Origin of the sequence: Pseudomonas sp. PDM18, from assembly GCF_014852585.1 — a bacterium.
Lineage (GTDB): Bacteria > Pseudomonadota > Gammaproteobacteria > Pseudomonadales > Pseudomonadaceae > Pseudomonas.
Genome location: NZ_JACVBX010000003.1, coordinates 123,504 through 149,472, shown reverse-complemented (window position 1 = coordinate 149,472; position 25,969 = coordinate 123,504). Strand labels below are relative to the sequence as shown.

27 protein-coding genes are annotated in these 25,969 nt (G+C 64.4%); 16 read left to right on the top strand and 11 right to left on the bottom strand.

The window, feature by feature from the left end; all coding sequences use genetic code 11:
* Positions 1–47 precede the first annotated feature (47 nt).
* From IB274_RS08680 to tldD, 5 genes are all read left to right on the top strand, one after another.
* Positions 48–632 carry a Maf family protein gene (locus IB274_RS08680; protein ID WP_192431580.1) on the top strand — a complete coding sequence of 195 codons (585 nt, stop codon included), beginning with the start codon at positions 48–50 and terminating at the stop codon, positions 630–632.
* Positions 633–679: 47 nt separating this feature from the next.
* A complete protein-coding gene (gene rng, locus IB274_RS08675) occupies positions 680–2,137 on the top strand; it encodes a ribonuclease G (RefSeq protein ID WP_088421210.1) in 1,458 nt (485 codons plus the stop codon).
* A gap of 158 nt (positions 2,138–2,295) precedes the next feature.
* Positions 2,296–6,114, top strand: a complete 3,819-nt coding sequence (locus IB274_RS08670) for a YhdP family protein (protein WP_192431579.1) — start codon at positions 2,296–2,298, stop codon at positions 6,112–6,114.
* 67 nt (positions 6,115–6,181) lie between these two features.
* Complete coding sequence (locus IB274_RS08665) at positions 6,182–7,030, top strand: carbon-nitrogen hydrolase family protein (protein WP_192431578.1); 849 nt, start codon at positions 6,182–6,184, stop codon at positions 7,028–7,030.
* A gap of 2 nt (positions 7,031–7,032) precedes the next feature.
* Entirely contained in the window at positions 7,033–8,475 is a 1,443-nt protein-coding gene (gene tldD / locus IB274_RS08660) for a metalloprotease TldD (RefSeq protein WP_192431577.1), read from the top strand.
* Between the two features lie 40 nt (positions 8,476–8,515).
* Here tldD and yjgA read toward each other — a convergent pair whose 3' ends face one another.
* Positions 8,516–9,040: a ribosome biogenesis factor YjgA gene (gene yjgA / locus IB274_RS08655; RefSeq protein WP_239746551.1), complete on the bottom strand. Its 525-nt coding sequence runs from the start codon at positions 9,038–9,040 to the stop codon at positions 8,516–8,518.
* Between the two features lie 117 nt (positions 9,041–9,157).
* Here yjgA and pmbA point away from each other — a divergent pair, with 117 nt between their 5' ends.
* On the top strand, positions 9,158–10,507 hold the full coding sequence (gene pmbA / locus IB274_RS08650) for a metalloprotease PmbA (protein WP_192431576.1): 1,350 nt from the start codon (positions 9,158–9,160) through the stop codon (positions 10,505–10,507).
* Positions 10,508–10,728: 221 nt separating this feature from the next.
* Here the strand turns inward: pmbA and IB274_RS08645 are convergent, their stop codons facing one another.
* The 10 genes from IB274_RS08645 to IB274_RS08600 form a co-directional block, all read right to left on the bottom strand.
* Positions 10,729–11,001 carry an HPr family phosphocarrier protein gene (locus IB274_RS08645; protein WP_081517453.1) on the bottom strand — a complete coding sequence of 91 codons (273 nt, stop codon included), beginning with the start codon at positions 10,999–11,001 and terminating at the stop codon, positions 10,729–10,731.
* A gap of 34 nt (positions 11,002–11,035) precedes the next feature.
* Positions 11,036–11,893, bottom strand: coding sequence for an RNase adapter RapZ (gene rapZ, locus IB274_RS08640; RefSeq protein WP_192431575.1), 858 nt, complete (start codon positions 11,891–11,893; stop codon positions 11,036–11,038).
* 2 nt (positions 11,894–11,895) lie between these two features.
* Complete coding sequence (ptsN, locus tag IB274_RS08635; protein WP_037009823.1) at positions 11,896–12,363, bottom strand: PTS IIA-like nitrogen regulatory protein PtsN; 468 nt, start codon at positions 12,361–12,363, stop codon at positions 11,896–11,898.
* Positions 12,364–12,372: 9 nt separating this feature from the next.
* On the bottom strand, positions 12,373–12,681 hold the full coding sequence (gene hpf, locus IB274_RS08630) for a ribosome hibernation-promoting factor, HPF/YfiA family (RefSeq protein ID WP_017518151.1): 309 nt from the start codon (positions 12,679–12,681) through the stop codon (positions 12,373–12,375).
* A gap of 78 nt (positions 12,682–12,759) precedes the next feature.
* Complete coding sequence (locus IB274_RS08625; protein WP_192431574.1) at positions 12,760–14,262, bottom strand: RNA polymerase factor sigma-54; 1,503 nt, start codon at positions 14,260–14,262, stop codon at positions 12,760–12,762.
* 255 nt (positions 14,263–14,517) lie between these two features.
* A complete protein-coding gene (gene lptB / locus IB274_RS08620) occupies positions 14,518–15,243 on the bottom strand; it encodes an LPS export ABC transporter ATP-binding protein (RefSeq protein WP_192431573.1) in 726 nt (241 codons plus the stop codon).
* Positions 15,243–15,779: a lipopolysaccharide transport periplasmic protein LptA gene (gene lptA, locus IB274_RS08615; RefSeq protein ID WP_192431572.1), complete on the bottom strand. Its 537-nt coding sequence runs from the start codon at positions 15,777–15,779 to the stop codon at positions 15,243–15,245. The genes lptB and lptA overlap by 1 nt, the downstream gene beginning before the upstream one ends.
* A complete protein-coding gene (gene lptC, locus IB274_RS08610) occupies positions 15,766–16,338 on the bottom strand; it encodes an LPS export ABC transporter periplasmic protein LptC (protein ID WP_045209586.1) in 573 nt (190 codons plus the stop codon). The genes lptA and lptC overlap by 14 nt, the downstream gene beginning before the upstream one ends.
* A gap of 8 nt (positions 16,339–16,346) precedes the next feature.
* Entirely contained in the window at positions 16,347–16,871 is a 525-nt protein-coding gene (locus IB274_RS08605) for a KdsC family phosphatase (protein WP_192431571.1), read from the bottom strand.
* Positions 16,872–17,846: a KpsF/GutQ family sugar-phosphate isomerase gene (locus IB274_RS08600; RefSeq protein WP_192431570.1), complete on the bottom strand. Its 975-nt coding sequence runs from the start codon at positions 17,844–17,846 to the stop codon at positions 16,872–16,874. It lies immediately after the preceding gene.
* Positions 17,847–18,084: 238 nt separating this feature from the next.
* Between IB274_RS08600 and IB274_RS08595 the strand changes: the two genes are divergently transcribed.
* The 10 genes from IB274_RS08595 (at position 18,085) to hisC (ending at position 25,920) form a co-directional block, all read left to right on the top strand.
* The gene (locus IB274_RS08595; RefSeq protein WP_192431569.1) at positions 18,085–18,894 is read left to right on the top strand and encodes an ATP-binding cassette domain-containing protein; all 810 of its coding nucleotides are present in this window, start codon (positions 18,085–18,087) and stop codon (positions 18,892–18,894) included.
* The gene (mlaE, locus tag IB274_RS08590) at positions 18,894–19,691 is read left to right on the top strand and encodes a lipid asymmetry maintenance ABC transporter permease subunit MlaE (RefSeq protein ID WP_017518143.1); all 798 of its coding nucleotides are present in this window, start codon (positions 18,894–18,896) and stop codon (positions 19,689–19,691) included. The genes IB274_RS08595 and mlaE overlap by 1 nt, the downstream gene beginning before the upstream one ends.
* On the top strand, positions 19,691–20,164 hold the full coding sequence (gene mlaD / locus IB274_RS08585) for an outer membrane lipid asymmetry maintenance protein MlaD (protein WP_045209590.1): 474 nt from the start codon (positions 19,691–19,693) through the stop codon (positions 20,162–20,164). Before mlaE ends, mlaD begins: the two co-directional genes overlap by 1 nt.
* An 11-nt stretch (positions 20,165–20,175) precedes the next feature.
* Complete coding sequence (locus tag IB274_RS08580; RefSeq protein ID WP_192431568.1) at positions 20,176–20,823, top strand: ABC transporter substrate-binding protein; 648 nt, start codon at positions 20,176–20,178, stop codon at positions 20,821–20,823.
* Complete coding sequence (locus tag IB274_RS08575; protein ID WP_192431567.1) at positions 20,820–21,128, top strand: lipid asymmetry maintenance protein MlaB; 309 nt, start codon at positions 20,820–20,822, stop codon at positions 21,126–21,128. Before IB274_RS08580 ends, IB274_RS08575 begins: the two co-directional genes overlap by 4 nt.
* A 110-nt stretch (positions 21,129–21,238) precedes the next feature.
* On the top strand, positions 21,239–21,478 hold the full coding sequence (locus IB274_RS08570; RefSeq protein ID WP_017518139.1) for a BolA family protein: 240 nt from the start codon (positions 21,239–21,241) through the stop codon (positions 21,476–21,478).
* A 19-nt stretch (positions 21,479–21,497) separates the two neighbouring features.
* On the top strand, positions 21,498–22,766 hold the full coding sequence (gene murA / locus IB274_RS08565) for a UDP-N-acetylglucosamine 1-carboxyvinyltransferase (RefSeq protein ID WP_138212288.1): 1,269 nt from the start codon (positions 21,498–21,500) through the stop codon (positions 22,764–22,766).
* Between the two features lie 14 nt (positions 22,767–22,780).
* On the top strand, positions 22,781–23,416 hold the full coding sequence (hisG, locus tag IB274_RS08560) for an ATP phosphoribosyltransferase (RefSeq protein WP_192431566.1): 636 nt from the start codon (positions 22,781–22,783) through the stop codon (positions 23,414–23,416).
* A 122-nt stretch (positions 23,417–23,538) separates the two neighbouring features.
* Positions 23,539–24,861, top strand: a complete 1,323-nt coding sequence (hisD, locus tag IB274_RS08555; protein ID WP_138212289.1) for a histidinol dehydrogenase — start codon at positions 23,539–23,541, stop codon at positions 24,859–24,861.
* Positions 24,862–24,864: 3 nt separating this feature from the next.
* Positions 24,865–25,920 carry a histidinol-phosphate transaminase gene (hisC, locus tag IB274_RS08550; protein WP_192431565.1) on the top strand — a complete coding sequence of 352 codons (1,056 nt, stop codon included), beginning with the start codon at positions 24,865–24,867 and terminating at the stop codon, positions 25,918–25,920.
* Positions 25,921–25,969 lie beyond the last annotated feature (49 nt).

Here is a 25,969-nt window from a genome sequence, read left to right as displayed (position 1 = left end):
GGGGAATCGCCGGGCCCGCGTTGCGCGGGCCCGCTTCGGAGTCCCTGATGGCCCAGCTGTACCTCGCCTCCAGTTCGCCGCGTCGCCGCGAGCTGCTCACCCAGATTGGCCTGCCGTTCCACATAGTGCCCGCGTCCATCGATGAAACGCCCGAATCCGGCGAGCCGGCGCGTGCCTATGTCGAGCGCTTGGCGCGCGGCAAGGCGCTGGCCGGGCTGAACTTCCTCGCCCAGCGCGCCGACGTCTGCGTGCTCGGCGCCGATACCGCCGTGGTGCTGGACGGCCGTATCCTCGGCAAACCGGTGGATCGCGACGACGCCCTGGCCATGCTGCAGGCCTTGTCCGGCCGCGAGCACGAGGTGCTGACCGCCGTGGCGGTAGCTGATCGGGATCGCTGCGAGGCGCGCGTGGTCAGCAGCCGTGTGGTTTTCCGCGAGGTCTCCGCCGAGGAAGCCGAGCGCTATTGGGAAACCGGCGAGCCGCAGGATAAAGCCGGTGGCTATGCTATCCAGGGGCTTGCGGCGGTCTTCGTCAGCCGCGTCGAGGGCAGCTACAGCGCCGTGGTTGGCCTGCCTCTTTGCGAAACCTCGGCATTGCTGGCTGACTTCTCCATCTCCAGCTGGCAGTCTTGATCGGAAAGTAGCGCTGGCACGACTCCGGGCGCGATAAGGAAGGGCGCATGAGTGAAGAGATCCTGATCAATATCACGCCGATGGAATCGCGCGTGGCGGTGGTGGAGAACGGCGTCCTGCAGGAGGTCCATGTTGAGCGCACGCTGCGCCGCGGGATCGTCGGCAACATCTACAAGGGCAAGGTCGTGCGTGTGCTTCCCGGCATGCAGGCGGCCTTCGTCGACGTTGGCCTGGAGCGCGCGGCCTTCATCCACGCCGCGGAGATATCCACCCGCGAGGGCAGCGCCGTGGAGAGCATCGGCGCGCTGGTCCACGAAGGGCAGAGCCTGGTGGTGCAGGTCACCAAGGACCCCATCGGCACCAAGGGCGCGCGCCTCACCACGCACCTGTCGATCCCCTCGCGCTATCTGGTCTACATGCCGCGCACCAGTCATGTCGGCATTTCCCTGAAGATCGAGGACGAACACGAGCGCGAGCGACTCAAACAGGTGGTCGCCAAGTGCGTCGAGGCCGAAGGCATCGTCGAGCGCGGCGGGTTCATCCTGCGTACTGCCGCCGAGGGCGCTGGCGAGGACGAGATCCTCGCCGATATCCGCTACCTGCGTCGCCTGTGGGACCAGATCGACGCGCAGATCCAGACCGTCGGCGCGCCGACGATGATCTACGAAGACCTTTCCCTGGCCTTGCGCACCCTGCGCGACCTGGTGAATCCGCGCATCGAGAAAATCCGTGTCGACTCCCGGGAGAACTTCCAGAAGATCACGCAGTTCGTCGAAGAACTGATGCCGGAAATCGCCGACCGCCTGGAGCACTACCCAGGCGAGCGGCCGATCTTCGATCTCTACGGCGTCGAGGACGAGGTGCAGAAGGCGCTGGAGCGCAAGGTGCTGCTCAAGTCCGGCGGCTACCTGATCATCGACCCGACCGAGGCGATGACCACCATCGACGTGAACACCGGCGCCTTCGTCGGCCATCGCAACCTCGAAGAGACCATCTTCAAGACTAACCTCGAGGCGGCCACCGCCATCGCCCGCCAGCTGCGCCTGCGCAACCTGGGCGGGATCATCATCATCGACTTCATCGACATGGAAGACGAGGAGCACCGCCGCCAGGTCCTGCGGACCCTGGAGAAGCAGCTCGAACGCGACCATGCCAAGACCAACATCATCGGCATCACCGAACTGGGTCTGGTGCAGATGACCCGCAAGCGCACCCGCGAAAGCCTGGTGCAGGTTCTCTGCGAGCCCTGTCCGAGCTGCCAGGGGCGCGGCATGCTGAAGACGCCCGAGACCATCTGCTACGAGATTTTCCGCGAAATCCTCCGCGAGGCGCGCGCCTACCAGGCCGATTCCTACCTGGTGCTGGCGAACCAGAAGGTCGTGGACCGTCTGCTCGATGAGGAGTCGGGTAATGTCGCGGATCTGGAGCTGTTCATCGGTCGCCCTATCAAGTTCCAGGTCGAGGCCATGTATTCCCAGGAGCAGTACGACGTGGTCCTGCTTTGAGCGGCGGATCGCACAACGCGGGGTTCCGGCAGGAGGCCATCGTGCAATGGGAGTTTTTGGAGCTTTGCCTGACGCACACTGTCAGACCTGGTTCGACATTGCCTGGCTGGGAGGCCGCTCGATGACCCTACGCTCCACTTCACAGGCAGCCGACTGACATGGAACGCGCCGGTCGCCTGTTCGCCACTTCCCTGCGCATCGTCCTGGCGCTTCTGGCGCTGGGACTGGTGCTGCTCGCGCTGTACGTCAGCCTCGGCCGGCAACTGGTGCCGCTGGTGGCGGAGTACCGTGACGAGCTCGCGCAGAAGGCCAGCGAGCAACTGGGCCTGCCGGTAGCAATCGGCGCCCTGGAAGGGCACTGGCACGCCTTCAGCCCGATCATCGTGGTGCGCGATATCCAACTCGGCGAAGGCAACGATTCGCTGCGCCTGGAGCGTGTGCGCCTGACTCCGGACATCCTCGGCAGCGTGATGGCGCGCCAGCCGCGAATCGACAGCCTGGAGCTGGAAGGCCTGCACTTGACCCTGCGCGAAGACGAGGATGGCAAGTGGCATGCAGACGGTCTGCCCAGCCGCGGCGGTGATACCGATCCGCGCAAACTCATCGACCTGCTGCTGACCCCGCGTCGTCTGTCGCTGATGGACAGCCAACTGACCGTGCTGCCGCAACAGGCCAACCCGTTGTCGCTGACCTACGTCGGCATGACCTTGCGCAGCGGCAGCCGCCAGCGTCTCGAAGCACGCCTCAGCCTGCCCGGCGGCGAGCCGGTGGCGGCGCGTCTGGAAACCCGCCTGAACCGTGATGACTGGGCGAAGAGTTCAGCCGAGCTTTACCTCAGCCTGCCCCAGGCCGACTGGGCCAAGTGGCTGCCCGAGCGCCTCACCGGTGCCTGGAGGCTGTCCCAGGCCAAGGCCGGCGGCGAGCTATGGGCGACCATCAACAAAGGCGTGCCGGTATCCGCGGCGGCGCGCCTGAATGCGCCGAAGATCGACGCGGCGCTGGGCGATCGCAAGCCAGTGAGCCTGAGTGACTTGGGCGTCAGCCTGTTCTTTGAGCGCAATGGCGACGATCTGAACCTGCGCGTCGCCGATCTGGCGGCGAGCATCGGCGATACCCGCTGGGGCGAAGTCGAGCTGGATCTGACTCGCCGGATGAAGGATGAGGAACACTGGCAACTGCGCGCCGACCGTCTCGACCTGGCCCCGTTGGGGTCGGCCATTACCGCCCTGGCACCGCTGCCGGACAAAGCCATCGAGTGGCTAGACGGCCTAAAGCCGCAGGGCGTACTGCACAACGTCAACTTCGATTACTGGCCGCAGCGTGAGGGTGCTGAGCGCGTTGCCTATGCCACCAACCTGGAGAAGGTCGGCGTCCGAGCCTTCCATGATGTGCCTGCGGTGGCCAATGTTGATGGCACCCTGCGCGGCAACCTGGAGGGAGGCACGCTGGATGCCAACGCCCAGGATTTCATGCTTCACCTGGCTACTCTCTTCCCGGAGCCTTGGCATTATCGCACTGCGCACACGCGCATGTTCTTCAAGCTCAACGACGAAGCTTTCACCCTCGGCAGCCACCTGATGCAGGTGGAAGGCGAGGAGGGCACGATCGCCGGCGACATGCTGATCCGCCTGATGCGCGACCCGGCGCTGGAGGACTACATGGACCTGCGTGTCGGCATGAGCAATGGCGATGCGCGCTACACCGGCAAGTACCTGCCGACCGTCATTCCGCAGATGAGCAAGGACCTTGCCGCCTGGCTGAAGGGTTCGATCAAGAGCGGTCGCATCGAGCAGGGCTATTTCCTCTGGCAGGGCTCGCTGCAGAAGGGCTCGGCGCCCGAAGCCCATGCCATGACCCTGTATTTCAAGGTCCACGACGGCGTGCTCGACTATCAACCCGGCTGGCCCGGCCTGAGCAAGGCCGAGGGCGAGGTGCGGGTCGAGGACACCGGCGTCAGCATCAACGCCAGCAGCGGGCAGATACTCAACAGCCAGGTGCGCGATGTGTCGGTGGAGATTCCCCATTCGGACCCGGGCGAAGTCGCCCACCTGCATGTGAATGGCGACATCGACAGCAACCTCGTCGATGGCCTGAAGATTCTCCAGGATTCGCCGATCGGTGCGACCCATACCTTCGCCGGCTGGGAAGGCTCCGGTGACCTGAACGGCCACCTCAACCTCGACATTCCCCTGGCCAAGGGCGAGGCGAGCAAGGCGCGGGTGATAGTCGACTTCGACACCGACAAGGCGAAGTTGAAGATCGCCAAGCCTGAGCTGAACCTCGAACAGGTCAAGGGGAAGTTCCGCTACGACACCGACAGCGGCCTGAGCGGGCAGAACATCGCGGCGCAGGTGCTGGGCGCCCGCGTCACCGGCAGCATTCGCGCCGAAGGCCGCAACGGCGTACCGCGCACGCGGGTACTGGTGGGCGGCCAGGTGCCGGTCAAGTCCCTGCTCGACTGGGGCAAGGTGCAGAAGCAGTTGCCGGTTGACGGGAGGATTCCCTTCCAGCTCAACCTCCTGCTCGACGGCAAGGACAGCCAGTTGCAGGTCGCTTCGAATCTGCAGGGCGTCACCATCGACCTTCCAGCGCCGCTGGGCAAGTCTGCGCAGGAAACTCGCGAGAGCGAGTGGCGCATGACCCTGGATGGCGCCGAGCGGCGCTACTGGGCCACCTACGGTGACCGCGCCAGCCTGGCTTATGCCGCGCCGGCGGAGCAGCCGCTGGCCGGCCGTGGCGTGCTGCGCCTGGGCGGCGACCCCGCCGTGCTGCCGAACTGGAGCGGTGTGCAGGTGCGCGGCAAGATCGACGAAGTCGACGCCGATGCCTGGATGGCCGTCGCCAAGAAATACTCCAATACTGGGGTTGAAGGTGCGGCTGGCCTGTTGCGCGGTGCAGACCTGCAGATCGGCCGTTTCAAGGGCTTCGGCCAGACCCTGGAGAACCTCACACTGGATGTGGCGCGCAGCGACAGCAGCTGGCAGGTCGGGCTGGTCAGCTCGCTGGTTTCGGGCAAGGTCACATTGCCCGACAGCAAGGTGAAGCCAATCCAGATTGCCCTGGACCGCATCGACCTGCCCAAAGGCGAGGCGATCGACTCCGAGAAGGCGGTGGTAGCGCCGGACCCGCTGGCGAAGATCGACCCGCGGACCCTGCCGCCGATGGACGTGAGCATTCGCCAGGTGCTGAAGGCTGGCAAGCCGGTTGGTGCCTGGAGCTTCAACGTGCGCCCGACCCCTACCGGCGTTGGCTTCAACGACGTAAATCTGGACCTGCGCGGCCTCTCGGTGAAGGGCAACCTGCGCTGGGACGGCATGGAGGCCAGCGCGCGCAGTACCTTCCAGGGCCAGCTCGAAGGCAAGAACCTGGGCGACGTGCTCAAAGCCTGGGACTTCGCCCCCAGCGTTACCAGCGAGCGTTTCCGCGTGGACATCAACGGCAACTGGCCAGGCTCCCCGGCGGCGCTGAACCTGCGGCGTTTCGGCGGCACCCTCGACGCAAGTCTGCGCAAAGGCCAGTTCGTCGAAGTGGAGGGCGGCGCCAATGCCCTGCGCGTATTCGGCCTGCTCAACTTCAACGCCATCAACCGCCGCCTGCGCCTGGACTTCTCCGACCTGCTCGGCAAGGGTCTGAGCTACGACCGCGTGAAGGGCGTGCTCACCGCCACCGACGGCGTCTACTTCACCCGCGAACCGCTGCGCCTGGACGGGCCGTCGAGCAACCTTGAGCTCAACGGCACCCTGGACCTCGCCCATGACGAGATCGACGCCAAGCTGCTGGTGACCCTGCCGGTGACCAACAACCTGCCGCTGGCGGCGCTGATCGTTGGTGCGCCGGCCATTGGTGGTGCGCTGTTCGTGGTGGACAAGCTGCTGGGCGACAAAGTCGCGCGCTTCGCCAGCGTGCAGTACAGCGTGAAGGGCCCATGGCAGAGCCCCACCATCGCTTTCGAGAAACCTTTCGAAAAGCCTCATTGAGCCCCTCAATCGAGCAGAAAGGCCGGGCTTCAGTTAGCATGAAACCCAGACACCGACGGAGCTCAGCATGTCCCTTGCCGTCATCCAGATGGTCAGCCAGGACGATATCCTGGCCAATCTCGCCGCCGCCCGTCGCCTGCTCGAGCAGGCCGCCGAGGGTGGCGCACGCCTCGCCGTATTGCCGGAGAACTTCGCTGCCATGGGCCGCCGCGACCTCGCGGAGATCGGTCGCGCCGAAGCTCTGGGGCAAGGCCCGATCCTGCCCTGGTTGAAAAGTACTGCCCGCGACCTCAGGTTGTGGATAGTCGCCGGCACCCTGCCGCTGCCACCCGAAGGCCAGCCGGACGCCAAGGCCAATGCCTGTTCGCTACTGGTGGACGAGCGCGGTGAAGTGGCGGCGCGCTACGACAAGTTGCACCTGTTCGACGTGGATGTCGCCGACGCCCGTGGCCGCTATCGCGAGTCGGACGACTACGCCTTCGGCCGACGTGTGGTAGTGGAGGATACTCCGGTCGGGCGCCTGGGCATGACGGTCTGCTACGACCTGCGTTTCCCTGAGCTATACACCGCGCTGCGCGAGGCGGGCGCGGAGCTGATCAGCGCCCCCGCGGCCTTCACAGCAGTGACCGGCGCCGCGCACTGGGAAATCCTCGTCCGCGCCCGCGCCATCGAGACCCAGTGCTACCTGCTGGCGGCCGGGCAGGGCGGCACCCACCCCAAGGGAAGGGAAACCTGGGGCCAGTCGGCCATCGTCGACCCCTGGGGGCGTATCCTCGCCGAACAGGCCAAGGGTGAGGCCGTGCTGCTGGCCGAGCGCGACAGCGAGGAACAGTCGGCGGTCCGGCACCGCATGCCGATTGCCCGGCACAGAAGATTTTTCCCGCCGGTCGAACCACGACCGGCGCGTACGGAGTGAATATGAGCGAACTGTTGTCATCCGTCAGTCAGCACCTGCTGGCCCCCGGTGGTCTGGATATCGACCAGCTCTCGCCGATCCTGCACGAGCTGAGCGGTCCCGGCATCGACGCCGCCGATCTGTACTTCCAGAGCCAGGTTTCCGAGTCCTGGATGCTCGAAGACGGGATCGTCAAGGAAGGCAGCTTCCACATGGACCAGGGCGTCGGTGTGCGTGCGCAGTCCGGCGAGAAGACCGGCTTCGCCTACAGCAACGCGATCAACCATGAAGCGCTGATCCAGGCCGCCCGCGCTGCCCGCTCGATCTCCCGTGCCGGGCAGAACGGCAAGGTGCAGGCGTTCCAGGCCGTGCTACCGACCCGCCTGTACGCCGGCGAGAATCCGCTGGATGTGATGAGCCGTGCCGAGAAGGTCGAGCTGCTGCAGAAGATCGACGCCGCCACCCGTGCCCTCGATCCGCGTATCCAGCAGGTTACCGTCAGCCTCGCCGGCGTCTGGGACCAGGTACTGATCGCCGCGGCGGACGGCTCGCTGGCCGCGGATATCCGCCCGCTGGTGCGCTTCAATGTCAGCGTCATCGTCGAGCAGAACGGCCGCCGCGAGCGTGGCGGCCATGGCGGCGGCGGGCGTACCGATTACAAGTACTTCCTGCAGGAAGACCGCGCCATGAGCTACGCCCGCGAGGCACTGCGCCAGGCCCTGGTCAACCTCGAAGCGGTGCCCGCGCCGGCCGGCAGCCTGCCGGTGGTGATGGGCGCAGGCTGGTCCGGCGTGCTGCTGCACGAAGCCGTGGGCCACGGCCTGGAAGGCGACTTCAACCGCAAGGGCAGCTCGAACTACAGCGGGCGCATCGGCGAGAAGGTCGCTTCCAGCCTGTGCACCATCGTCGATGACGGCACCATTGCCGGTCGTCGTGGTTCGCTGTCGGTGGACGACGAAGGCACGCCGACGAACTGCAACGTGCTGATCGAGAACGGCATCCTCAAGGGCTATATGCAGGACAAGCTCAACGCCCGCCTGATGGGAGTGGCGCGCACCGGCAACGGTCGCCGCGAGTCCTACGCGCACCTGCCGATGCCGCGCATGACCAACACCTACATGCTGGCCGGGCAGAGCGATCCGCAGGAAATCATCGCCAGCGTCGAACGCGGTATCTACTGCGCGAACCTGGGCGGCGGCCAGGTAGATATCACCAGCGGCAAGTTCGTCTTCGCAACCAGTGAGGCCTACCTGATCGAGAACGGCAAGATCACCCGCCCGGTGAAGGGCGCGACCCTGATCGGCAACGGTCCGGAAGTGATGAGCCGGGTGTCCATGGTCGGCAACGACCTGGCGCTGGACAGCGGCGTGGGCACGTGCGGCAAGGACGGCCAGTCCGTGCCGGTCGGTGTCGGCCAGCCGACCCTGAAGATCGACGCGATCACCGTTGGCGGCACGGGCGCCTGAGGCCGTTGCCGGTGGGGCTGGAAGGGAAGGGCGCGGCTGCTCAGCGCAGGCCGCGTTTCATTTCGTCCAGCTCGCGGATGTACTTGAAGATCTTCCGTGCTGCGGCAGGAGGCTTGTTGTGAGCGGCCTCGTGCTGGGCATGGCGGATCAGCTGGAGCAGATGCTGACGGTCGCTTTCCGGGTATTCGCCGAAGAAGGCCGACAGCGCCGCGTCACCGCCGGTGATCAGGTGGTCGCGCCAGCGCTCCAGAGCGTGGAAGCGCTCGTTGTACTGACGGGTCGAGGTATCTACCTGCTCCAGCAGGGCGAGGATGGCCTCGACGTCCTGGTCGCGCATCAGCTTGCCGATGAACTGCCGGTGGCGTTTCTTGGCGGCGTTGGCCTTGTGCTTGGGAGCTTCTTCCAGTGCGCGGCGCAGCGGATCGGTGAGCGGCATGCGGTCGAGCATGTCGGCCTTGAGCGTGGTCAGGCGCTCGCCGAGTTCCTGCAGCGCGTGCATTTCGCGTTTTACTTGCGACTTGCTCTTCTCATCGAAGGACGAGTCGTCATCGTGAATTTCAGCCATGGCGGGGGTCTCGTTGAAAACGCCGCCATGATAACGAGTCAGGGGCCGCTTGTCCGGCCCGCGCCGGTCGCCGCCGCCTGATGGCGGGGGCCGGACCATGAACAGGAGAGGCATTCAATGAGCGAACACAACCCGGCAGTGAGCCCGGAGGTCCTTCCCGAACTGCGTGAGCAGGTCGAGCGGATCATCGCCGAGGCCACCCGGCAGGGCGCCAGCGCCTGCGAGGTGGCGGTATCGGTGGAGCAGGGGTTGTCGACCTCGGTGCGCCAGGGCGAAGTCGAGACCGTCGAGTTCAACCGCGACCAAGGCTTCGGCATCACCCTCTACGTCGGCCAGCGCAAGGGCTCCGCGAGCACCTCGGCCACCGGCGCGGATGCTATTCGCGAGACCGTGGCGGCGGCGCTGGCGATTGCCAAGCACGCTTCCGAAGACGATTGTGCCGGCCTGGCGGACCCGGCGCTGATGGCGCGCGACCTGCCGGACCTGGACCTGTACCACGGCTGGTCGATCACCCCCGACCAGGCCATCGAGCGCGCGCTGGCCTGCGAGGCCGCTGCGTTCGCTACCGACAAGCGCGTCACCAAGGCCGACGGCACCACGCTGAATACCCACCAGGGCTGCCGCGTCTACGGCAACAGCCACGGCTTCGTCGGCGGCTACGCCAGCACCCGCCACAGCCTGAGCTGCGTGATGATCGCCGAGCTGGAAGGGCAGATGCAGCGCGACTACTGGTACGACGTGAACCGTCGCGGTGAGTTGCTGGCCACTCCCGAATCCATCGGCCGTCGCGCCGCCGAACGCGCCGCCAGCCGTCTCGGTGCGCGCCCGGTGCCGACCGCCGAAGTGCCGGTGCTGTTCGCCCCGGAAGTCGCGGTCGGACTGTTCGGCCATTTCCTCGGTGCCATCTCCGGCGGCAGCCTGTACCGCAAGTCGTCGTTCCTCGAGGGCGCGCTGGGCCAGCGGCTGTTCCCGGAATGGCTGACCCTGGACGAACGCCCGCTGCTGCACGGCGCGTTGGGCAGCGCCTCGTTCGACAACGATGGTCTGGCGACTTACGCCAAGCCCTTCGTCGAGGGCGGCGAACTGGTGTCATACGTGCTCGGCACCTACTCTGGGCGCAAGCTGGGCATGCCCAGCACGGCCAACTCGGGTGGCGTGCACAATCTGTTCGTCAGCCATGGCGACGAGGACCAGGCCGCCCTGATCCGCCGTATGGGACGTGGCCTTCTGGTTACCGAGCTGATGGGGCAGGGTGTCAACCTGGTGACTGGCGACTATTCCCGTGGTGCTGGCGGGTACTGGGTAGAGAACGGAGAAATCCAGTTCCCGGTGCAGGAAGTCACCATCGCCGCAAACCTGCGCGACCTGTTCCGCAGCATCGTCGCCATTGGCAACGATGTGGAGTACCGCGGCAACCTGCACACCGGCTCCGTGCTCATCGAAAAGATGATGGTCGCCGGCAACTGAGCCTGCACGCCGCGGCTAGTCTGGCCGCGGCTTCCAGATTTTCTCGCTTCACGTCTTCGAGCTGGCGCGCTGGCCAGAGCTATCGCCAAGGGCTATATGGACGGGAGTCTTCCGAGAAGTGGCGGTGCGAGCACGCGGCTCAGGCCGTGCAGGGCTGAACCGCGGAGCTGCTGGATAAGAGGGGAGGGCTCGATGTGTAGCGGGGCTGATAGCCCGACGCGTCACTCGCCTTCATCGAAGTAGTTGTTGATCAGGTCGACCAACGCTTTGATCGCTTCGTCTTCCTGCTCACCCTCGGCGGCAAGGTGCAGATTGGTGCCCTTGCCGGCGGCCAGCATCATCACGGCCATGATGCTTTTGCCGTCCACTGTACTCTCCGGATTGCGACCCACGCGAACCTGGCAAGGGAATCGCCCTGCGACGCCGACGAATTTGGCCGCCGCGCGGGCGTGCAGGCCAAGCTTGTTGATGATGGTGACTTCGAGGGCGGGCATCGCGAGGGGCTGTCCTTTTGTTGTCTGTCGCTGCTTAGCTCAGGTCGCGGTGGCGAATCTGTACGTTGGTGAGGGTTTCCTTGAGGGCCTGACCAATACGCTCGGCAATGTAAGTCGAGCGGTGCTGGCCACCGGTGCAGCCGATGGCGATGGTCACGTAGGCCCGGTTGCTCGCGGCGAAGCGCGGCAGCCATTTGTTCAGGTAGGCGAGGATGTCATGGTACATCTCTTCGACGTCCGGTTGCGCCGCCAGGTACTCCTGGACTTCCGTTTCCAGCCCGGTGTGCTCGCGCAGTTCGGGCTTCCAGTACGGATTGGGCAGGCAGCGCACGTCGAATACCAAGTCGGCGTCCACCGGCATGCCACGCTTGAAGCCGAAGGATTCGACCAGGAAGGCGGTACCCAGTTCGGGCTTGTTCAGCAGGCGCAGCTTGAGCACATCGCGCAGCTGGTAGAGGTTCAGGTTGGTGGTGTTGAGCTTGAGATCGGCCAGGTCGGCGATCGGCGCCAGCAGGTTCGACTCGTCGCTGATGGCCTCGGCCAGGGAGCGGGTGTCGGTGGTCAGCGGGTGGCGTCGGCGAGTCTCGGAGAAGCGCTTGAGCAGCGTCTCATCATCGGCATCGAGGTACAGCACGTCGCACTGGATGTGCTTGTCGCGGGCTTCCTGCAGCAGCTCGGGGAAGCGCTGCAGTTGGCTGGGCAGGTTGCGCGCGTCGATAGACACGGCGACCTGCGGGTGCAGCAGCTCGGTGTGCAGCAGTGCGCGCTGGGCCAGGTCCGGGAGGAGACTGGCCGGCAGGTTGTCGATGCAGTAGAAACCGTTGTCCTCGAGCACGTTGAGCGCGGTGCTCTTGCCCGAGCCGGATCTCCCACTGATGATGATCAGGCGCATGATCAGTGCCCGTTGTTCTGAAAGTCCACGACGATCCGGTACAGGTCCTCGCCGTTGGCGGCGTGACGCAGGCGGTCGCGGACGTCGGAGCGGTCGAGCATGGAGGCGATCTGCCGCAGCAGTTCCAGATGCTCCTCGGTGGCTGCTTCCGGCACCAGCAGCACGAACACCAGGTCGACCGGCGCGCCGTCGAGGGCGTCGAAGTCTACCGGGTGATCCAGGTGCAGAATGGCGCTGATGGGCGACTGGCAGCCGGGGAGGCGGCAATGCGGAATGGCGATGCCATTGCCGAAGCCGGTGGAGCCCAGGCGTTCCCGGGCCACCAGGCTGTCGAAGATGTCTTGGGAATCAAAACCCGGCAGCTCGCGAGCCACCAGGTTGGCGATTTGTTCGAGGACACGTTTCTTGCTGCCGCCCGGCACGTTCACGAGGGAACGGCCGGGGGTCAGGATTTGCTCAAGTCGGATCATAGGGAGGGGTTAACGGACACCAACACCTTGCTGGCGTTCGAGGTATTTTTCCTTGTGCTTGATCAGTTGGCGGTCGAGCTTGTCGGTGAGCAGGTCGATGGCCGCGTACATGTCTTCATGTTCGGCGCAGGCCACCACTTCGCCGCCGGCGATGTGGAGGGTGGCTTCAATTTTCTGCTTCAGCTTCTCGACCTCCATGATGACCTGAACATTGGTGATCTTGTCGAAGTGGCGCTCCAGTCGGCCAAGTTTCTCGCCGACATAGTCGCGCAGGGCGTCGGTCACATCCAGTTGATGTCCACTGATGTTGACTTGCATACCGCTTTCTCCTTGTTGCCCGTGTGTAAGTGGCAGGTTATGGGGCCTGCCGCCGGAACACCTTGGCGTGGATCAACGTCACACCAGCCGCTTGCGCTCGCTCGAGGGAGAGATTCCTAGGGACTCCCGGTACTTGGCGACGGTACGACGTGCCACTTGAATGCCCTGTGCCTCCAGTAAACCAGCGATCTTGCTGTCACTCAATGGCTTTTTCGGACTTTCCGCCGCGACCAGTTTCTTGATGATGGCGCGAATCGCGGTGGACGAGCATTCGCCGCCTTCGGAGGTGCTGACGTGGCTGGAGAAGAAGTACTTCAGCTCGAAGATGCCCCGCGGCGTGTGCATGAATTTCTGCGTTGTGACGCGGGAGATGGTCGATTCGTGCATACCCACCGCCTCGGCGATGTCGTGCAGGACCAGTGGCTTCATCGCCTCCTCGCCGTACTCGAGGAAACCGCGCTGGTGCTCGACGATCTGGGTCGCCACCTTCATCAGCGTCTCGTTGCGGCTCTGCAGGCTCTTGATGAACCAGCGCGCTTCCTGCAGCTGGTTGCGCATGAAGGTGTTGTCGGCGCTGGAGTCGGCGCGGCGCACGAGGCCCGCGTACTGCGAGTTCACGCGCAGGCGCGGCACCGCTTCCTGGTTCAGCTCCACCAGCCAGCGGTCGTTATGTTTCCGCACGATGACATCCGGGACGACGTACTCGGCTTCGCCGGACTCGATCTGCGAGCCGGGGCGCGGGTGCAGCGACTGGATCAGCTCGATGGTTTCGCGCAGCTCGTCTTCCTTGAGCTTCATGCGCCGCATCAGCTGGCTGTAGTCGCGGCTGCCGAGCAGATCCAGGTGGTCGCTGACCAGACGGATGGCTTCGGCCAGCAGGTAGGTCTTGGTGGGCATCTGGCGCAGCTGCAGCAGCAGGCATTCGCGCAGATTGCGCGCACCGACGCCGGCGGGTTCGAGCTGCTGCACGCGACGCAGGACGACTTCCACTTCATCCATCTCCACCCCCAGTTCGGGGTCGATGGAGGCGAGGATGTCGTCGAGGGATTCGTCCAGGTAGCCGTCGTCGGTGATGCCATCGATGATGCTCAGGGCGATCAGGCGGTCGGTATCGGACATCGGCAGGAGGTTGAGCTGCCACAGCAGGTGGCTCTGCAGGCTTTCGCCGGCGGAAGTGCGGGAGGTGAAGTCCCACTCGTCGTCATCGTTGCTGGGCAGGCTGCTGGCGCTGGTCTGGTAGATGTCTTCCCAGGCGGTATCGACCGGCAGCTCGTTGGGGATGCGCTCGGCCCACTGGTCTTCGTCGAGGCTGTCGGCGTTGGGCGTGCTGCTTTCCTGGAAGTTATCCTGGGAATTGCTGCTGGTGCTGTTGGCGCCCGACTCGGCACCATCCGCCATGGGATCGCTGTTGTCGAAATCCTCGCCTTCTTCCTGGCGCTCCAGCATCGGGTTGGACTCCAGGGCTTCCTGGATTTCCTGTTGGAGGTCCAGCGTGGAGAGCTGGAGCAGTCGGATGGCCTGTTGCAGCTGCGGAGTCATCGTCAGCTGCTGGCCCATCTTGAGGACTAGCGATGGTTTCATGGCTGGAACTAGGCACCTTGTTCGCTGGCGCGAAGCGCGCCATATCCACGACTACGGACACCGGGGTGCCGCGAGGAAGCAAATTATATGCCTGAGTTTGGACGCTTTGCCTAGGGGCTGTCGACCTTTCGTTACAACCCGCTTGCGCCAGGGCAGCCCAGGCAGCCGGGTACGTCGCGGAACGGCCGACGAGCCGCGCCACGCTTGGGGGAGAGGTGGAGCTGCTGCGCCCTGGAAAGGGCGCGGCGCAGGGGCTTAGAGGCGGAACTCGTGGCCCAGGTAGACTTCCTTCACCAGGTCGTTGGCGAGGATGCTCTCGGCACTGCCTTCGGCGATCAGCTGACCGTCGTTGACGATGTAAGCCGTTTCGCAGATATCCAGGGTCTCGCGGACGTTGTGGTCGGTGATCAGTACACCGATGCCCTTGGCCTTGAGGTGATGGATGATCTGCTTGATGTCGCCCACGGAGATCGGGTCGACGCCGGCGAAGGGTTCGTCCAGCAGGATGAACTTCGGCGAACTGGCCAGCGCGCGGGCGATTTCCACGCGACGTCGCTCACCACCGGACAGGCTCATGCCGAGGTTGTCGCGGATGTGGTGGATGTGGAACTCCTCGAGCAGGCCTTCCAGGGCTTCCTGGCGACCGGCGCGATCGAGGTCGGTGCGGGTCTCGAGGATCGCGCCGATATTGTCCGCCACCGACAGCTTGCGGAAGATCGAGGCTTCCTGCGGCAGGTAGCCGATGCCGGCGCGGGCGCGGCCGTGCATGGGTAGGTGGGTGACGTCCTGCTCGTCGATGCGCACGATGCCCTGATCGGCACGGACCAGGCCGACGATCATGTAGAAGCAGGTGGTCTTGCCCGCTCCGTTGGGGCCGAGCAGGCCGACGATCTGCCCGCTCTCGATGCTCATGCTGACGTCGCGGACGACTTGCCGGCTCTTGTAGCTCTTGGCGAGGTGCTGGGCGGTTAGCGTAGCCATTACTGCGCTTGATCCTGCTTTTTCTTGGGCTGGATGACCATGTCGATACGCGGGCGCGGCGTGGTCACCTGGGAGCCGGTGGCGCGGCCTGCGTTGACGATCTGGCGCTGGGTGTCATAGACGATCTTCTCGCCTTCGAAGGTGTTCCCTTCCTGGATCACCTTGGCCTGGTCGATCAGAACGACGCGGTTCTGCGAGACGAAGTACTGGATGGTCAGGCCGTAGGCCTGGGTGATCTGCTTGTCCGGCGCCGGCTTCTGTTCGAAGTAGGCGGGCTTGCCAACCGAGGTGACGACCTCGATTTCGCCGTCCTTGTTCTGCTTGAGCGTAACGGTGTTGCCAGTCAGCTTCATGCTGCCCTGGGTTACCACCACGTCGCCGCGATACACGGCCACGCCCTGCTTGTCATCCAGTTCGGCGCTGTCGGCCTGGACGCGGATCGGCTGTTCCCGGTCGGTGGGAAGAGCCCAGGCGGCAGTGCTGCCGATAGCGGCGGCGAGGCTGAAAAGAAGGGGGAGGGTGTTAACGAGCCTCATGCTGACCTCTTACGTTGGACAGCAGGAGCATCCGGCTGTCTTTCAGATACGCTTTCATGCCAACTGCCGTGGTTACACCGTTGGGTTCGGTGATCTTCACGGGCTGGTCAGTCTGCGCATAGTCCTTGTCTGGGAACACCGTCATGCGCGAGGTGTTGAGCAGGAGCGTGCGCTGCTGCGCGTCGGTGCGCGCGACGCGCACATCGTCGATCAGCTCGACCTGCTTGCCTTCGGGGGCCACTTCGGCGCGAACGCTCTGGACGTGCCACGGCTGAGGCTCATTCTCCCTGTGGAAGTAGAGGTCGGGCGTGGTAACCAGGGTCACGTCGCTTGCTTTCAGGTGTTCGAGTTTGTCGGCCGTCATCTCGTAGGCGAGGGAGCCGTCGACGCGGTACTGAACGCTCTTGGCATTCACCACGTAGAAATCGATCGCGTCGCTGGTCTGCGACTTGAGTTGCCGCTCGTTGAAGTCCAGGCGCACGTTCCAGTAATAGCCGAGGGCGATCAGCCCGATGGCGATCAGGGCGAACAACAGCTTCTGTTGGAATGTCTTGGGCATGTTCGGCTCTAGAGATACGCGTTCTGGGCAGCTTCGAGGTTGCCCTGGGCGCGCAGGATCAATTCGCAGAACTCGCGGGCGGCACCTTCGCCACCACGGGCCTGGGTTACACCGTCGGCGTGCTGACGGACGAAAGCGTCGCCGCTGGCGACTGCCATTCCGAGGCCTGCACGGCGAATGGCTGGCAGATCGGGCAGATCGTCGCCCAGGTAGGCGACTTCTTCATAGCCTAGACCCAGTTCGGCGAGCAACTCGTCGAGGGCGACCAGCTTGTCCTCGCGGCCCTGGAACAGGTGGTTGATGCCCAGGTTCTTCGCCCGGCGCTCGACCACCGGGCTCGAGCGGCCGGTGATGATCGCGGTGCGCACGCCGGAGTTCATCAGCATCTTGATGCCTTGGCCGTCCAGGGTGTTGAAGGTCTTGAGCTCACCGCCATCGGGCAGGAAGTAGAGCTTGCCGTCGGTGAGCACGCCATCGACGTCAAACACCGCCAGGCGGACCGCTTTTGCGCGTTGCAGCAGGTCGGCGGTCATTCAGATGACCCCCGCGCGGGTCAGGTCGTGGACGTGCAGGACGCCGACCGGGTGATCCTTGTCGTCGACCACCACCAGTACGTTGATCTTGTGGTCGTCCATGATCTTCAGGGCTTCGGCGGCAAGCATGTCCGGGCGGGCGGTCTTGCCGTGCACGGTCATCACCTGGTCGATGGTCACCTGGCGCACGTCCAGGCCCTTGTCCAGGGTGCGGCGCAGGTCGCCGTCGGTGAAGATCCCGGCCAGGCGGCCGTCTTCGCCGAGCACGATGGTCATGCCCAGGCCCTTGCGGGTCATTTCCAGCAGCGCGCCACTGAGCGAAGTGCCGGGGGAAACCTGCGGCAATGCTTCACCCACGTGCATGATGTTTTCCACTTTCAGCAACAATCGCCGGCCCAGTGCGCCGCCTGGATGCGAAAAGGCGAAGTCTTCGGCGGTGAAGCCGCGGGCTTCCAGCAGGGCAATGGCAAGCGCGTCGCCGATCACCAGGGAGACCGTGGTGGAAGAGGTCGGCGCCAGGTTCAGCGAGCAGGCTTCATGTTCCACGCTGGCGTCCAGGTTGACCTCGGCGGCCTTGGCCAGCGGCGATTCGGCGTTGCCGGTCATGCTGATCAGGGTGATGCCCAGGCGCTTGATCAGCGGCAGCAGGGTGATGATTTCGGCGGTGGAGCCCGAGTTTGACAGGGCGAGGACGACGTCGTCCTTGGTGATCATCCCCATGTCGCCGTGGCTGGCCTCGGCTGGGTGCACGAAGAAGGACGGGGTGCCGGTGCTGGCCAGGGTGGCGGCAATCTTGCGGGCAATGTGCCCGGACTTGCCCATGCCGACCACAACCACGCGGCCCTTGCAGGCCAGCAGCAGCCCGCAGGCCAGGGAAAAATCGGCGCCAATGCGCGGCAGCAGAGCGTCCACCGAGTCACGCTCGAGGCGGATGGTGCGTTGTGCCGACTGGATGAAATCGTGTTTCTGGCTCATGTTCGAAAGGCGCGGGGCAAAATGAAGTGCGAGATTATAACGGGAAAGCGGCAAAGGCTTCATCACTGGCATCTCAATGTTGAGCGCATTTTGCTGAACTGTGCCTTAACGGTGGCTTAGCAGCCCTTGGGGCGCGGCTTCGCGGGGTGTTATAGTTCGCGGCCGTTCGGCCTGCCGCGCCGTGTTTCTACCGTGTGACAGACGGGGCAACGGACAGCGCCGTGATGAAAGGAGTTCTATGAGCACCAATGACCAATACGCGGTCGAGCTGAAGGGCCTGAGCTTCAAGCGTGGCACGCGTAAGATTTTCGATAACGTGGACATCCGCATTCCACGCGGCAAGGTCACCGGGATCATGGGACCGTCGGGTTGTGGCAAGACCACCCTGTTGCGACTGATCGCCGCCCAGCTGCGTCCGGCGAGCGGTGAGGTATGGGTCAATGGCCAGAACCTCCCGACGCTGGGCCGCAGCGATCTGTTCGACATGCGCAAGCAGTTCGGCGTGCTGTTCCAGAGCGGTGCGCTGTTCACCGACCTCGACGTCTTCGAGAACGTGGCTTTCCCGCTGCGCGTGCACACCGAGCTGCCCGAGGACATGATCCGCGACATCGTGCTGATGAAGTTGCAGGCCGTGGGCTTGCGCGGGGCGGTCGATCTGATGCCCGATGAGCTGTCCGGCGGCATGAAGCGCCGCGTGGCGCTGGCCCGCGCCATCGCGCTGGACCCTCAGATCCTGATGTACGACGAACCGTTCGTGGGCCAGGACCCGATCGCCATGGGCGTGCTGGTGCGCCTGATCCGCCTGCTCAATGATGCCCTGGGAATCACCAGCATCGTGGTGTCCCACGACCTTGCGGAAACCGCGAGTATCGCCGACTACATCTACATCGTCGGCGACGGCCGCGTGCTCGGTCACGGAACGCCGGCCGACCTGCAGGGTCTCGATGATCCGCGGGTTCGTCAGTTCATGAAGGGTATCCCGGATGGTCCGGTGCCGTTCCACTATCCTGCTCGCGATTACCGCGCCGACCTGCTGGGAGAACGTTGATGCGCAAGACTTCACCGCTCGAGCGCGTTCGCCTGCTCGGGCGCGCGGGCCTCGATGTCCTTGAGTCGCTGGGTCGTTCGACCCTGTTCCTGGTACACGCCATCTTCGGTCGTCGCGTGCACAGTGGCGCGTTCCAGCTGCTGGTCAAGCAGTTGTACTCGGTGGGTGTGCTGTCCCTGGCGATCATCGTCGTGTCCGGTCTGTTCATCGGCATGGTGCTGGCCCTGCAGGGCTACAACATATTGGCCAGCTATGGCTCCGAGCAGGCGGTCGGCCAGATGGTCGCGCTGACGCTGCTGCGTGAACTGGGGCCTGTGGTGACCGGTCTGTTGTTCGCCGGGCGCGCGGGTTCCGCGCTGACCGCGGAGATCGGCAATATGAAATCCACTGAGCAGCTGTCTAGCCTGGAAATGATCGGCGTCGATCCGCTCAAGTACATTATCGCTCCGCGTCTGTGGGCGGGCTTCATCTCGATGCCGCTGCTGGCAGCTATCTTCAGTGTCGTCGGCATCTGGGGCGGAGCCCTGGTCGCCGTGGACTGGCTTGGTGTGTATGACGGTTCGTACTGGTCGAACATGCAGAACAGCGTGCAGTTCACCAAGGACATTCTCAATGGCGTGATCAAGAGCGTGGTGTTCGCCTTCGTCGTGACCTGGATCGCCGTTTTCCAGGGGTATGACTGCGAACCGACCTCCGAAGGGATCAGCCGCGCCACCACCCGTACCGTTGTGTATGCCTCCCTGGCCGTGCTGGGGCTGGACTTCATCCTGACCGCCTTGATGTTTGGAGACTTCTGATGCAAACCCGCACCCTGGAAATCGGTGTAGGCCTGTTCATTCTGGCCGGCCTGCTGGCCCTGCTGCTGCTGGCCCTGCGTGTCAGTGGACTGACCATCGGCAATTCGGGCGATACCTACAAGTTGTATGCCTATTTCGACAACATCGCCGGCGTCACCGTGCGTGGCAAAGTCACCATGGCAGGCGTCACCATCGGCAAGGTCACTGCGGTGGATCTGGACCATGACAGCTATCGTGGTCGTGTGACCATGGAGATCAATCGCCAGGTCAACAACCTGCCGGATGACTCCACCGCTTCCATCCTGACCGCCGGCCTGCTGGGCGAGAAGTACATCGGCATCAGCGTCGGTGGCGATGAAGAGCTGCTGAAGGAAGGCGATACCATCAAGGACACCCAGTCGGCACTCGTGCTGGAAGACCTGATCGGCAAGTTCCTGCTGAATTCGGTCAACAAAGACGACTCGAAGAAATGAGGATTCACTCCATGTTGAAAACCTTGCGCCGTGGCTTCCTGGTTCTGCTCGCGATCCTGCCGCTGTTCGCCCAGGCCGAGCAGACCGCCCAGCAGGTCGTGCAGCAGACCGTCGACAGTCTGCTGTCGGACCTGAAGACCAACAAGGCCAGCTACAAGGCCAATCCCCAGGCGTTCTACGACACCCTGAACCGCATTCTCGGCCCGGTCGTGGATTCCGAGGGCATCGCCAAGGGCGTGATGACCGTCAAGTACTCCCGTCAGGCGACTCCGGAGCAGGTCAAGCGCTTCGAGGAAACCTTCAAGAACAGCCTGTTCCAGTTCTATGGCAACGCGCTGCTGGAGTACGACAACCAGGACATCCGCGTGCTGAACAGCGGCAAACAGGATCAGGACCGCGCTTCGGTGAACATGGAAGTGGTCGGTGGCAACGGTGCCGTCTATCCGGTCCAGTACACCATGGTCAACCAGGGCGGCACCTGGCGCCTGCGTAACGTGATCATCAATGGCATCAACATCGGCAAGCTGTTCCGCGACCAGTTCGCCGATTCCATGCAGAAGAACCGCAACGACCTGGAAGCCACCATCGCCGGCTGGGGCCAGGTGGTCGCCAAAGCCAAGGACGCTGCCAAGGGCCATCCGGAAGGCGGCGCAGAATGAGTCAGGGCAGTATCACGGAGCGTAGCGAGGGCGAACTGTCCCTTGCTGGCGTGCTGGACTACAGCACCGGCCCGGCGCTGCGTCAGCAGGGCGCCCGGTTGATCGCTTCCAGCAAGGCCGGCGCGCTGCGTCTGGACTGCTCGGCGGTGGAGCACTCCAGCAGCGTCGGATTGTCGCTGCTGCTGTCCTATACCCGTGATGCGCGCAAGGCCGGCAAGACGCTGCAGATATCCGGCCTGCCCAAGGACATGCAGGAAATCGCCAAAGTTGGCGAGCTCCTGGAGATCCTGCCGTTACAGCATTGAGACACTAAAAGGGCCCTCCGTCCGCGACTTCCCCTGCCGGGGTTCGCAGGCGGGGGGCTTTTTTGTATCATGGCCGACCCGCGCGCGTAGGGCGCCGAACGAGGTTGAGCATGCAGGCCGTAGAAGTCAAAAACTTCCTGGAATCGAAACTCCCAGGTACCCAGATCGAAGTGGAAGGCGAAGGCTGCAATTTCCAGCTGAACCTGATCAGCGACGAGCTCGCCGGCCTGAGCCCGGTCAAGCGCCAGCAACAGATCTATGCCCACCTGAACGAGTGGATCGCCTCCGGCGCCATCCATGCCGTCACCATGAAATTCTTCAGCCGCGCCGCCTGGGCCGAGCGTTCCTGAGCCCACGGGGAAAATAGCAATGGATAAACTGATCATTACCGGCGGCACTCGTCTCGATGGCGAGATCCGCATCTCCGGCGCGAAGAACTCGGCGCTGCCGATCCTTGCCGCGACCCTGCTGGCGGACACCCCGGTGACCGTCTGCAACCTGCCGCACCTGCACGACATCACCACCATGATCGAGCTGTTCGGTCGCATGGGCGTGCAGCCGATCATCGACGAGAAGCTCAACGTCGAAGTCGATGCCAGCACCATCAAGACCCTGGTGGCGCCGTACGAACTGGTCAAGACCATGCGTGCGTCGATCCTCGTACTCGGCCCGATGGTCGCCCGCTTCGGTGAAGCCGAAGTCGCGCTGCCCGGCGGCTGCGCCATCGGCTCGCGTCCGGTGGACCTGCACATCCGCGGCCTGGAAGCCATGGGCGCGCAGATCGATGTCGAAGGCGGCTACATCAAGGCGAAGGCTCCGGCCGGCGGCCTGAAGGGTGCGCACTTCTTCTTCGACACCGTGTCCGTGACCGGTACAGAGAACATCATGATGGCCGCGGCCCTGGCCAATGGCCGCTCCGTGCTGGAAAACGCCGCGCGCGAGCCCGAGGTCGTCGACCTGGCGAACTTCATCAACGCCATGGGCGGTGACGTGCAAGGCGCCGGTACCGACACCATCGTGATCAACGGTGTGAAAAGCCTGGGCGGCGGCGCCAAGTACAGCGTCATGCCCGACCGCATCGAGACCGGTACCTACCTGGTCGCCGCGGCGGCCACCGGTGGCCGCGTCAAGCTCAAGGACACCGATCCGACCATCCTCGAGGCCGTGCTGGCCAAGCTGGTCGAAGCCGGAGCGCACATCACCACCGGCAGCAACTGGATCGAGCTGGACATGAAGGGCAACCGGCCGAAGGCAGTGAACCTTCGTACCGCGCCGTACCCGGCATTCCCGACTGACATGCAGGCCCAGTTCATCTCCCTGAACGCCATCGCCGAAGGCACCGGCGCGGTCATCGAGACCGTGTTCGAGAACCGCTTCATGCACGTCTACGAGATGAACCGCATGGGCGCGCAGATCCTGGTCGAGGGCAACACCGCCATCGTCACCGGCGTTCCGCAGCTCAAGGGCGCACCGGTCATGGCGACCGACCTGCGCGCTTCCGCCAGCCTGGTGATCGCAGCCCTGGTGGCTGACGGCGATACCATGATCGACCGCATCTACCACATCGATCGTGGTTACGAGTGCATCGAAGAGAAACTGCAACTGCTCGGGGCGAAGATTCGCCGCGTGCCGGGCTAGGGCTGAGCCAGACAATGCTGACGATTGCCCTGTCCAAGGGCCGTATCCTCGACGACACCCTGCCGCTGCTCGCAGCGGCGGGCATCGTGCCGACCGAGAATCCGGACAAGAGCCGCAAGCTGATCATCCCCACCACCCTCGATGACGTGCGCCTGCTGATCGTGCGCGCCACCGACGTGCCGACCTATGTCGAGCACGGCGCTGCCGACCTCGGCGTCGCGGGCAAGGACGTGCTCATGGAGTACGGTGGCCAGGGCCTCTACGAGCCGCTGGACCTGAAGATCGCCAACTGCAAGCTGATGACCGCTGGTGCGGTCGGCGCGCCGGAGCCCAAGGGCCGCCTGCGCGTGGCCACCAAGTTCGTCAATGTCGCCAAGCGCTACTACGCCGAACAGGGCCGTCAGGTCGACGTGATCAAGCTTTACGGCTCCATGGAGCTGGCACCGCTGGTCGGCCTCGCCGACAAGATCATCGACGTGGTCGACACCGGCAACACACTGCGTGCGAACGGCCTGGAACCCCAGGAACTGATCGCTAACATCAGCTCGCGCCTGGTCGTGAACAAGGCCTCGATGAAGATGCAGCACGCGCGCATCCAGGCCCTGATCGACACCCTGCGCGAAGCAGTGGAGTCTCGACACCGGGCGTAATTCATACCGCGGCTTCGGTCGCGGCCGCCTATCCGTGTCATAGCCAAATTTTCTCGGGTGCCCGCACGGAAGGCTTGATAGTCTTGCGGCGCCCGAGATCATGCCAATTAAAGAGGCCAGCTATGACCGCACCCTTCGCTATCCGTCGACTCAACGCCGCCGATCCGGACTTCGCGCGTCATCTGGACCATCTGCTCTCCTGGGAAAGCGTGTCCGACGAGTCGGTGAACCAGCGCGTCCTGGACATCATTGCCGACGTGCGCAAGCGCGGTGATGCTGCCGTGGTCGAGTTCACCCAGCGCTTCGACGGTGTCGATGCCAAGACCATGGCCGACCTGATCCTGCCGCGCGAGCGTCTGGAACTGGCCCTGACCCGCATCACCCCAGCCCAGCGCGAAGCTCTGGAAACGGCTGCCGAACGTGTGCGCAGCTACCACGAGAAGCAGAAACAAGACTCCTGGCGCTACACCGAAGCCGACGGCACCGTGCTCGGCCAGCAGGTTACCCCGCTGGACCGCGCCGGCCTGTACGTGCCGGGCGGCAAGGCGTCCTATCCGTCTTCCGTGCTGATGAACGCCATTCCAGCCAAGGTCGCCGGCGTTAACGAAGTGGTGATGGTCGTTCCGACCCCGCGTGGCGAGATCAACGAGATTGTCCTGGCCGCCGCTTGCATCGCCGGGGTCGACCGCGTCTTCACCATCGGTGGCGCCCAGGCCGTGGCCGCGCTGGCCTACGGCACCGAGAGCGTGCCGCAGGTGGACAAGATCGTCGGTCCGGGCAACATCTATGTCGCCACCGCCAAGCGCCATGTATTCGGCCAGGTTGGCATCGACATGATCGCTGGCCCCTCCGAAATCCTCGTGGTCTGCGATGGCGGCACCGATCCGGACTGGATCGCCATGGACCTGTTCTCCCAGGCCGAGCACGACGAAGACGCCCAGTCGATCCTGGTCAGCCCGGACGCGGCCTTCCTCGACAAGGTTGCCGCCAGCATCGAGAAGCTGCTGCCGACCATGGAGCGCGCCGAGATCATCCGCACTTCGCTGACCAACCGCGGCGCGCTGATCCTTGTCGCGGACCAGGAGCAGGCCTGCCAGGTCGCCAATCGCATCGCCCCGGAGCACCTGGAGCTGTCGGTGGAAGACCCGGAAAGCTGGCTGCCCAAGATTCGTCACGCCGGTGCCATTTTCATGGGCCGTTACACCGCCGAGGCGCTGGGCGACTACTGCGCCGGGCCGAACCACGTGCTGCCGACTTCCGGCACCGCGCGCTTCTCCTCGCCACTGGGCGTGTATGACTTCCAGAAGCGTTCCTCGATCATCTTCTGCTCCGCGCCGGGCGCTTCCGAACTGGGCAAGACCGCTTCGATCCTGGCCCGTGGCGAGTCGCTGACCGCACATGCGCGCAGCGCTGAGTTCCGTATCCTTGACGGCAAGAGTGAGTAATCGATGAGCAAATTCTGGAGTCCCTTCGTCAAGGAACTGGTGCCCTACGTTCCGGGCGAGCAGCCGAAGCTGGCCAAGCTGGTTAAGCTGAACACCAACGAGAACCCCTACGGCCCGTCGCCGAAGGTGGTCGCCGCGATCCAGGTCGAGCTGAACGATACGCTGCGCCTGTACCCGGACCCGAACGCCGACCGCCTGAAGCAGACCATCGCCGAGTACCACGGTGTGAAGACCTCCCAGGTCTTCGTCGGCAACGGTTCGGACGAAGTCCTGGCCCACGCCTTCCACGCGCTGTTCCAGCACGGCAAGCCGCTGCTGTTCCCCGACGTGACCTACAGCTTCTACCCGGTCTACTGCGGCCTCTACGGCATTGACTTCGAAGCGCTGCCGCTGGATGAGCAGTTCCAGATCCGCGTCGAGGATTACGCGCGCCCGAACGGCGGCATCATCTTCCCCAACCCCAACGCGCCCACTGGTTGCCTGCTGCCGCTCGAGGCCATCGAACGCCTGCTGCAAGCGAGCCCGGACAGCGTGGTGCTGGTGGACGAGGCCTACGTCGACTTCGGTGGCGAGACCGCGATTTCCCTGGTCAACCGCTACCCGAACCTGCTGGTGGCGCAGACCCTGTCCAAGTCGCGCTCGCTGGCGGGCCTGCGGGTCGGGTTCGCGGTGGGCCACGAGGACCTGATCGAAGCGCTCGAGCGGGTGAAGAACAGCTTCAACTCCTACCCGCTGGACCGCCTGGCGCTGGCTGGCGCGGCGGCGTCCTTCGAGGACCAGGCCTACTTCGAGCAGACCTGCAACGCAGTTATCCACAGCCGCGAGAAGCTGGTGGCCGAGCTGAACACCCTGGGCTTCGACGTGCTGCCGTCAGCGGCGAACTTCATCTTCGCCCGTCACCCGCAGCGCGACGGCGCCGAGCTGGCCGCGGCCCTGCGCGAGGAGGGCGTGATCGTGCGTCACTTCAAGCAGCAGCGGATCAACCAGTTCCTGCGCATCAGCATCGGCACCGAAGAGCAGAACCAGGCTCTGATCGATGTTCTGCGGCTTAAGCTGTGACGCTGTCGCTGCAAATGAAAACGGCGCCCTCGGGCGCCGTTTTTTATGG

What these genes read in the sequence shown, in the direction of transcription:
- yjgA (WP_239746551.1), bottom strand. Translation starts at nt 9,040, where the DNA reads ATGGCTGAAATTCACGATGACGACTCGTCCTTCGATGAGAAGAGCAAG.
- tldD (WP_192431577.1), top strand. Translation starts at nt 7,033, where the DNA reads ATGAGCGAACTGTTGTCATCCGTCAGTCAGCACCTGCTGGCCCCCGGT.
- IB274_RS08670 (WP_192431579.1), top strand. Translation starts at nt 2,296, where the DNA reads ATGGAACGCGCCGGTCGCCTGTTCGCCACTTCCCTGCGCATCGTCCTG.
- IB274_RS08595 (WP_192431569.1), top strand. Translation starts at nt 18,085, where the DNA reads ATGAGCACCAATGACCAATACGCGGTCGAGCTGAAGGGCCTGAGCTTC.
- IB274_RS08570 (WP_017518139.1), top strand. Translation starts at nt 21,239, where the DNA reads ATGCAGGCCGTAGAAGTCAAAAACTTCCTGGAATCGAAACTCCCAGGT.
- IB274_RS08600 (WP_192431570.1), bottom strand. Translation starts at nt 17,846, where the DNA reads ATGAGCCAGAAACACGATTTCATCCAGTCGGCACAACGCACCATCCGC.
- hisD (WP_138212289.1), top strand. Translation starts at nt 23,539, where the DNA reads ATGACCGCACCCTTCGCTATCCGTCGACTCAACGCCGCCGATCCGGAC.
- lptB (WP_192431573.1), bottom strand. Translation starts at nt 15,243, where the DNA reads ATGGCTACGCTAACCGCCCAGCACCTCGCCAAGAGCTACAAGAGCCGG.
- hpf (WP_017518151.1), bottom strand. Translation starts at nt 12,681, where the DNA reads ATGCAAGTCAACATCAGTGGACATCAACTGGATGTGACCGACGCCCTG.
- lptA (WP_192431572.1), bottom strand. Translation starts at nt 15,779, where the DNA reads ATGAGGCTCGTTAACACCCTCCCCCTTCTTTTCAGCCTCGCCGCCGCT.
- pmbA (WP_192431576.1), top strand. Translation starts at nt 9,158, where the DNA reads ATGAGCGAACACAACCCGGCAGTGAGCCCGGAGGTCCTTCCCGAACTG.
- murA (WP_138212288.1), top strand. Translation starts at nt 21,498, where the DNA reads ATGGATAAACTGATCATTACCGGCGGCACTCGTCTCGATGGCGAGATC.
- IB274_RS08680 (WP_192431580.1), top strand. Translation starts at nt 48, where the DNA reads ATGGCCCAGCTGTACCTCGCCTCCAGTTCGCCGCGTCGCCGCGAGCTG.
- lptC (WP_045209586.1), bottom strand. Translation starts at nt 16,338, where the DNA reads ATGCCCAAGACATTCCAACAGAAGCTGTTGTTCGCCCTGATCGCCATC.
- hisC (WP_192431565.1), top strand. Translation starts at nt 24,865, where the DNA reads ATGAGCAAATTCTGGAGTCCCTTCGTCAAGGAACTGGTGCCCTACGTT.
- rapZ (WP_192431575.1), bottom strand. Translation starts at nt 11,893, where the DNA reads ATGCGCCTGATCATCATCAGTGGGAGATCCGGCTCGGGCAAGAGCACC.
- IB274_RS08580 (WP_192431568.1), top strand. Translation starts at nt 20,176, where the DNA reads ATGTTGAAAACCTTGCGCCGTGGCTTCCTGGTTCTGCTCGCGATCCTG.
- IB274_RS08645 (WP_081517453.1), bottom strand. Translation starts at nt 11,001, where the DNA reads ATGCCCGCCCTCGAAGTCACCATCATCAACAAGCTTGGCCTGCACGCC.
- IB274_RS08665 (WP_192431578.1), top strand. Translation starts at nt 6,182, where the DNA reads ATGTCCCTTGCCGTCATCCAGATGGTCAGCCAGGACGATATCCTGGCC.
- rng (WP_088421210.1), top strand. Translation starts at nt 680, where the DNA reads ATGAGTGAAGAGATCCTGATCAATATCACGCCGATGGAATCGCGCGTG.
- ptsN (WP_037009823.1), bottom strand. Translation starts at nt 12,363, where the DNA reads ATGATCCGACTTGAGCAAATCCTGACCCCCGGCCGTTCCCTCGTGAAC.
- IB274_RS08625 (WP_192431574.1), bottom strand. Translation starts at nt 14,262, where the DNA reads ATGAAACCATCGCTAGTCCTCAAGATGGGCCAGCAGCTGACGATGACT.
- IB274_RS08575 (WP_192431567.1), top strand. Translation starts at nt 20,820, where the DNA reads ATGAGTCAGGGCAGTATCACGGAGCGTAGCGAGGGCGAACTGTCCCTT.
- mlaD (WP_045209590.1), top strand. Translation starts at nt 19,691, where the DNA reads ATGCAAACCCGCACCCTGGAAATCGGTGTAGGCCTGTTCATTCTGGCC.
- mlaE (WP_017518143.1), top strand. Translation starts at nt 18,894, where the DNA reads ATGCGCAAGACTTCACCGCTCGAGCGCGTTCGCCTGCTCGGGCGCGCG.
- IB274_RS08605 (WP_192431571.1), bottom strand. Translation starts at nt 16,871, where the DNA reads ATGACCGCCGACCTGCTGCAACGCGCAAAAGCGGTCCGCCTGGCGGTG.
- hisG (WP_192431566.1), top strand. Translation starts at nt 22,781, where the DNA reads ATGCTGACGATTGCCCTGTCCAAGGGCCGTATCCTCGACGACACCCTG.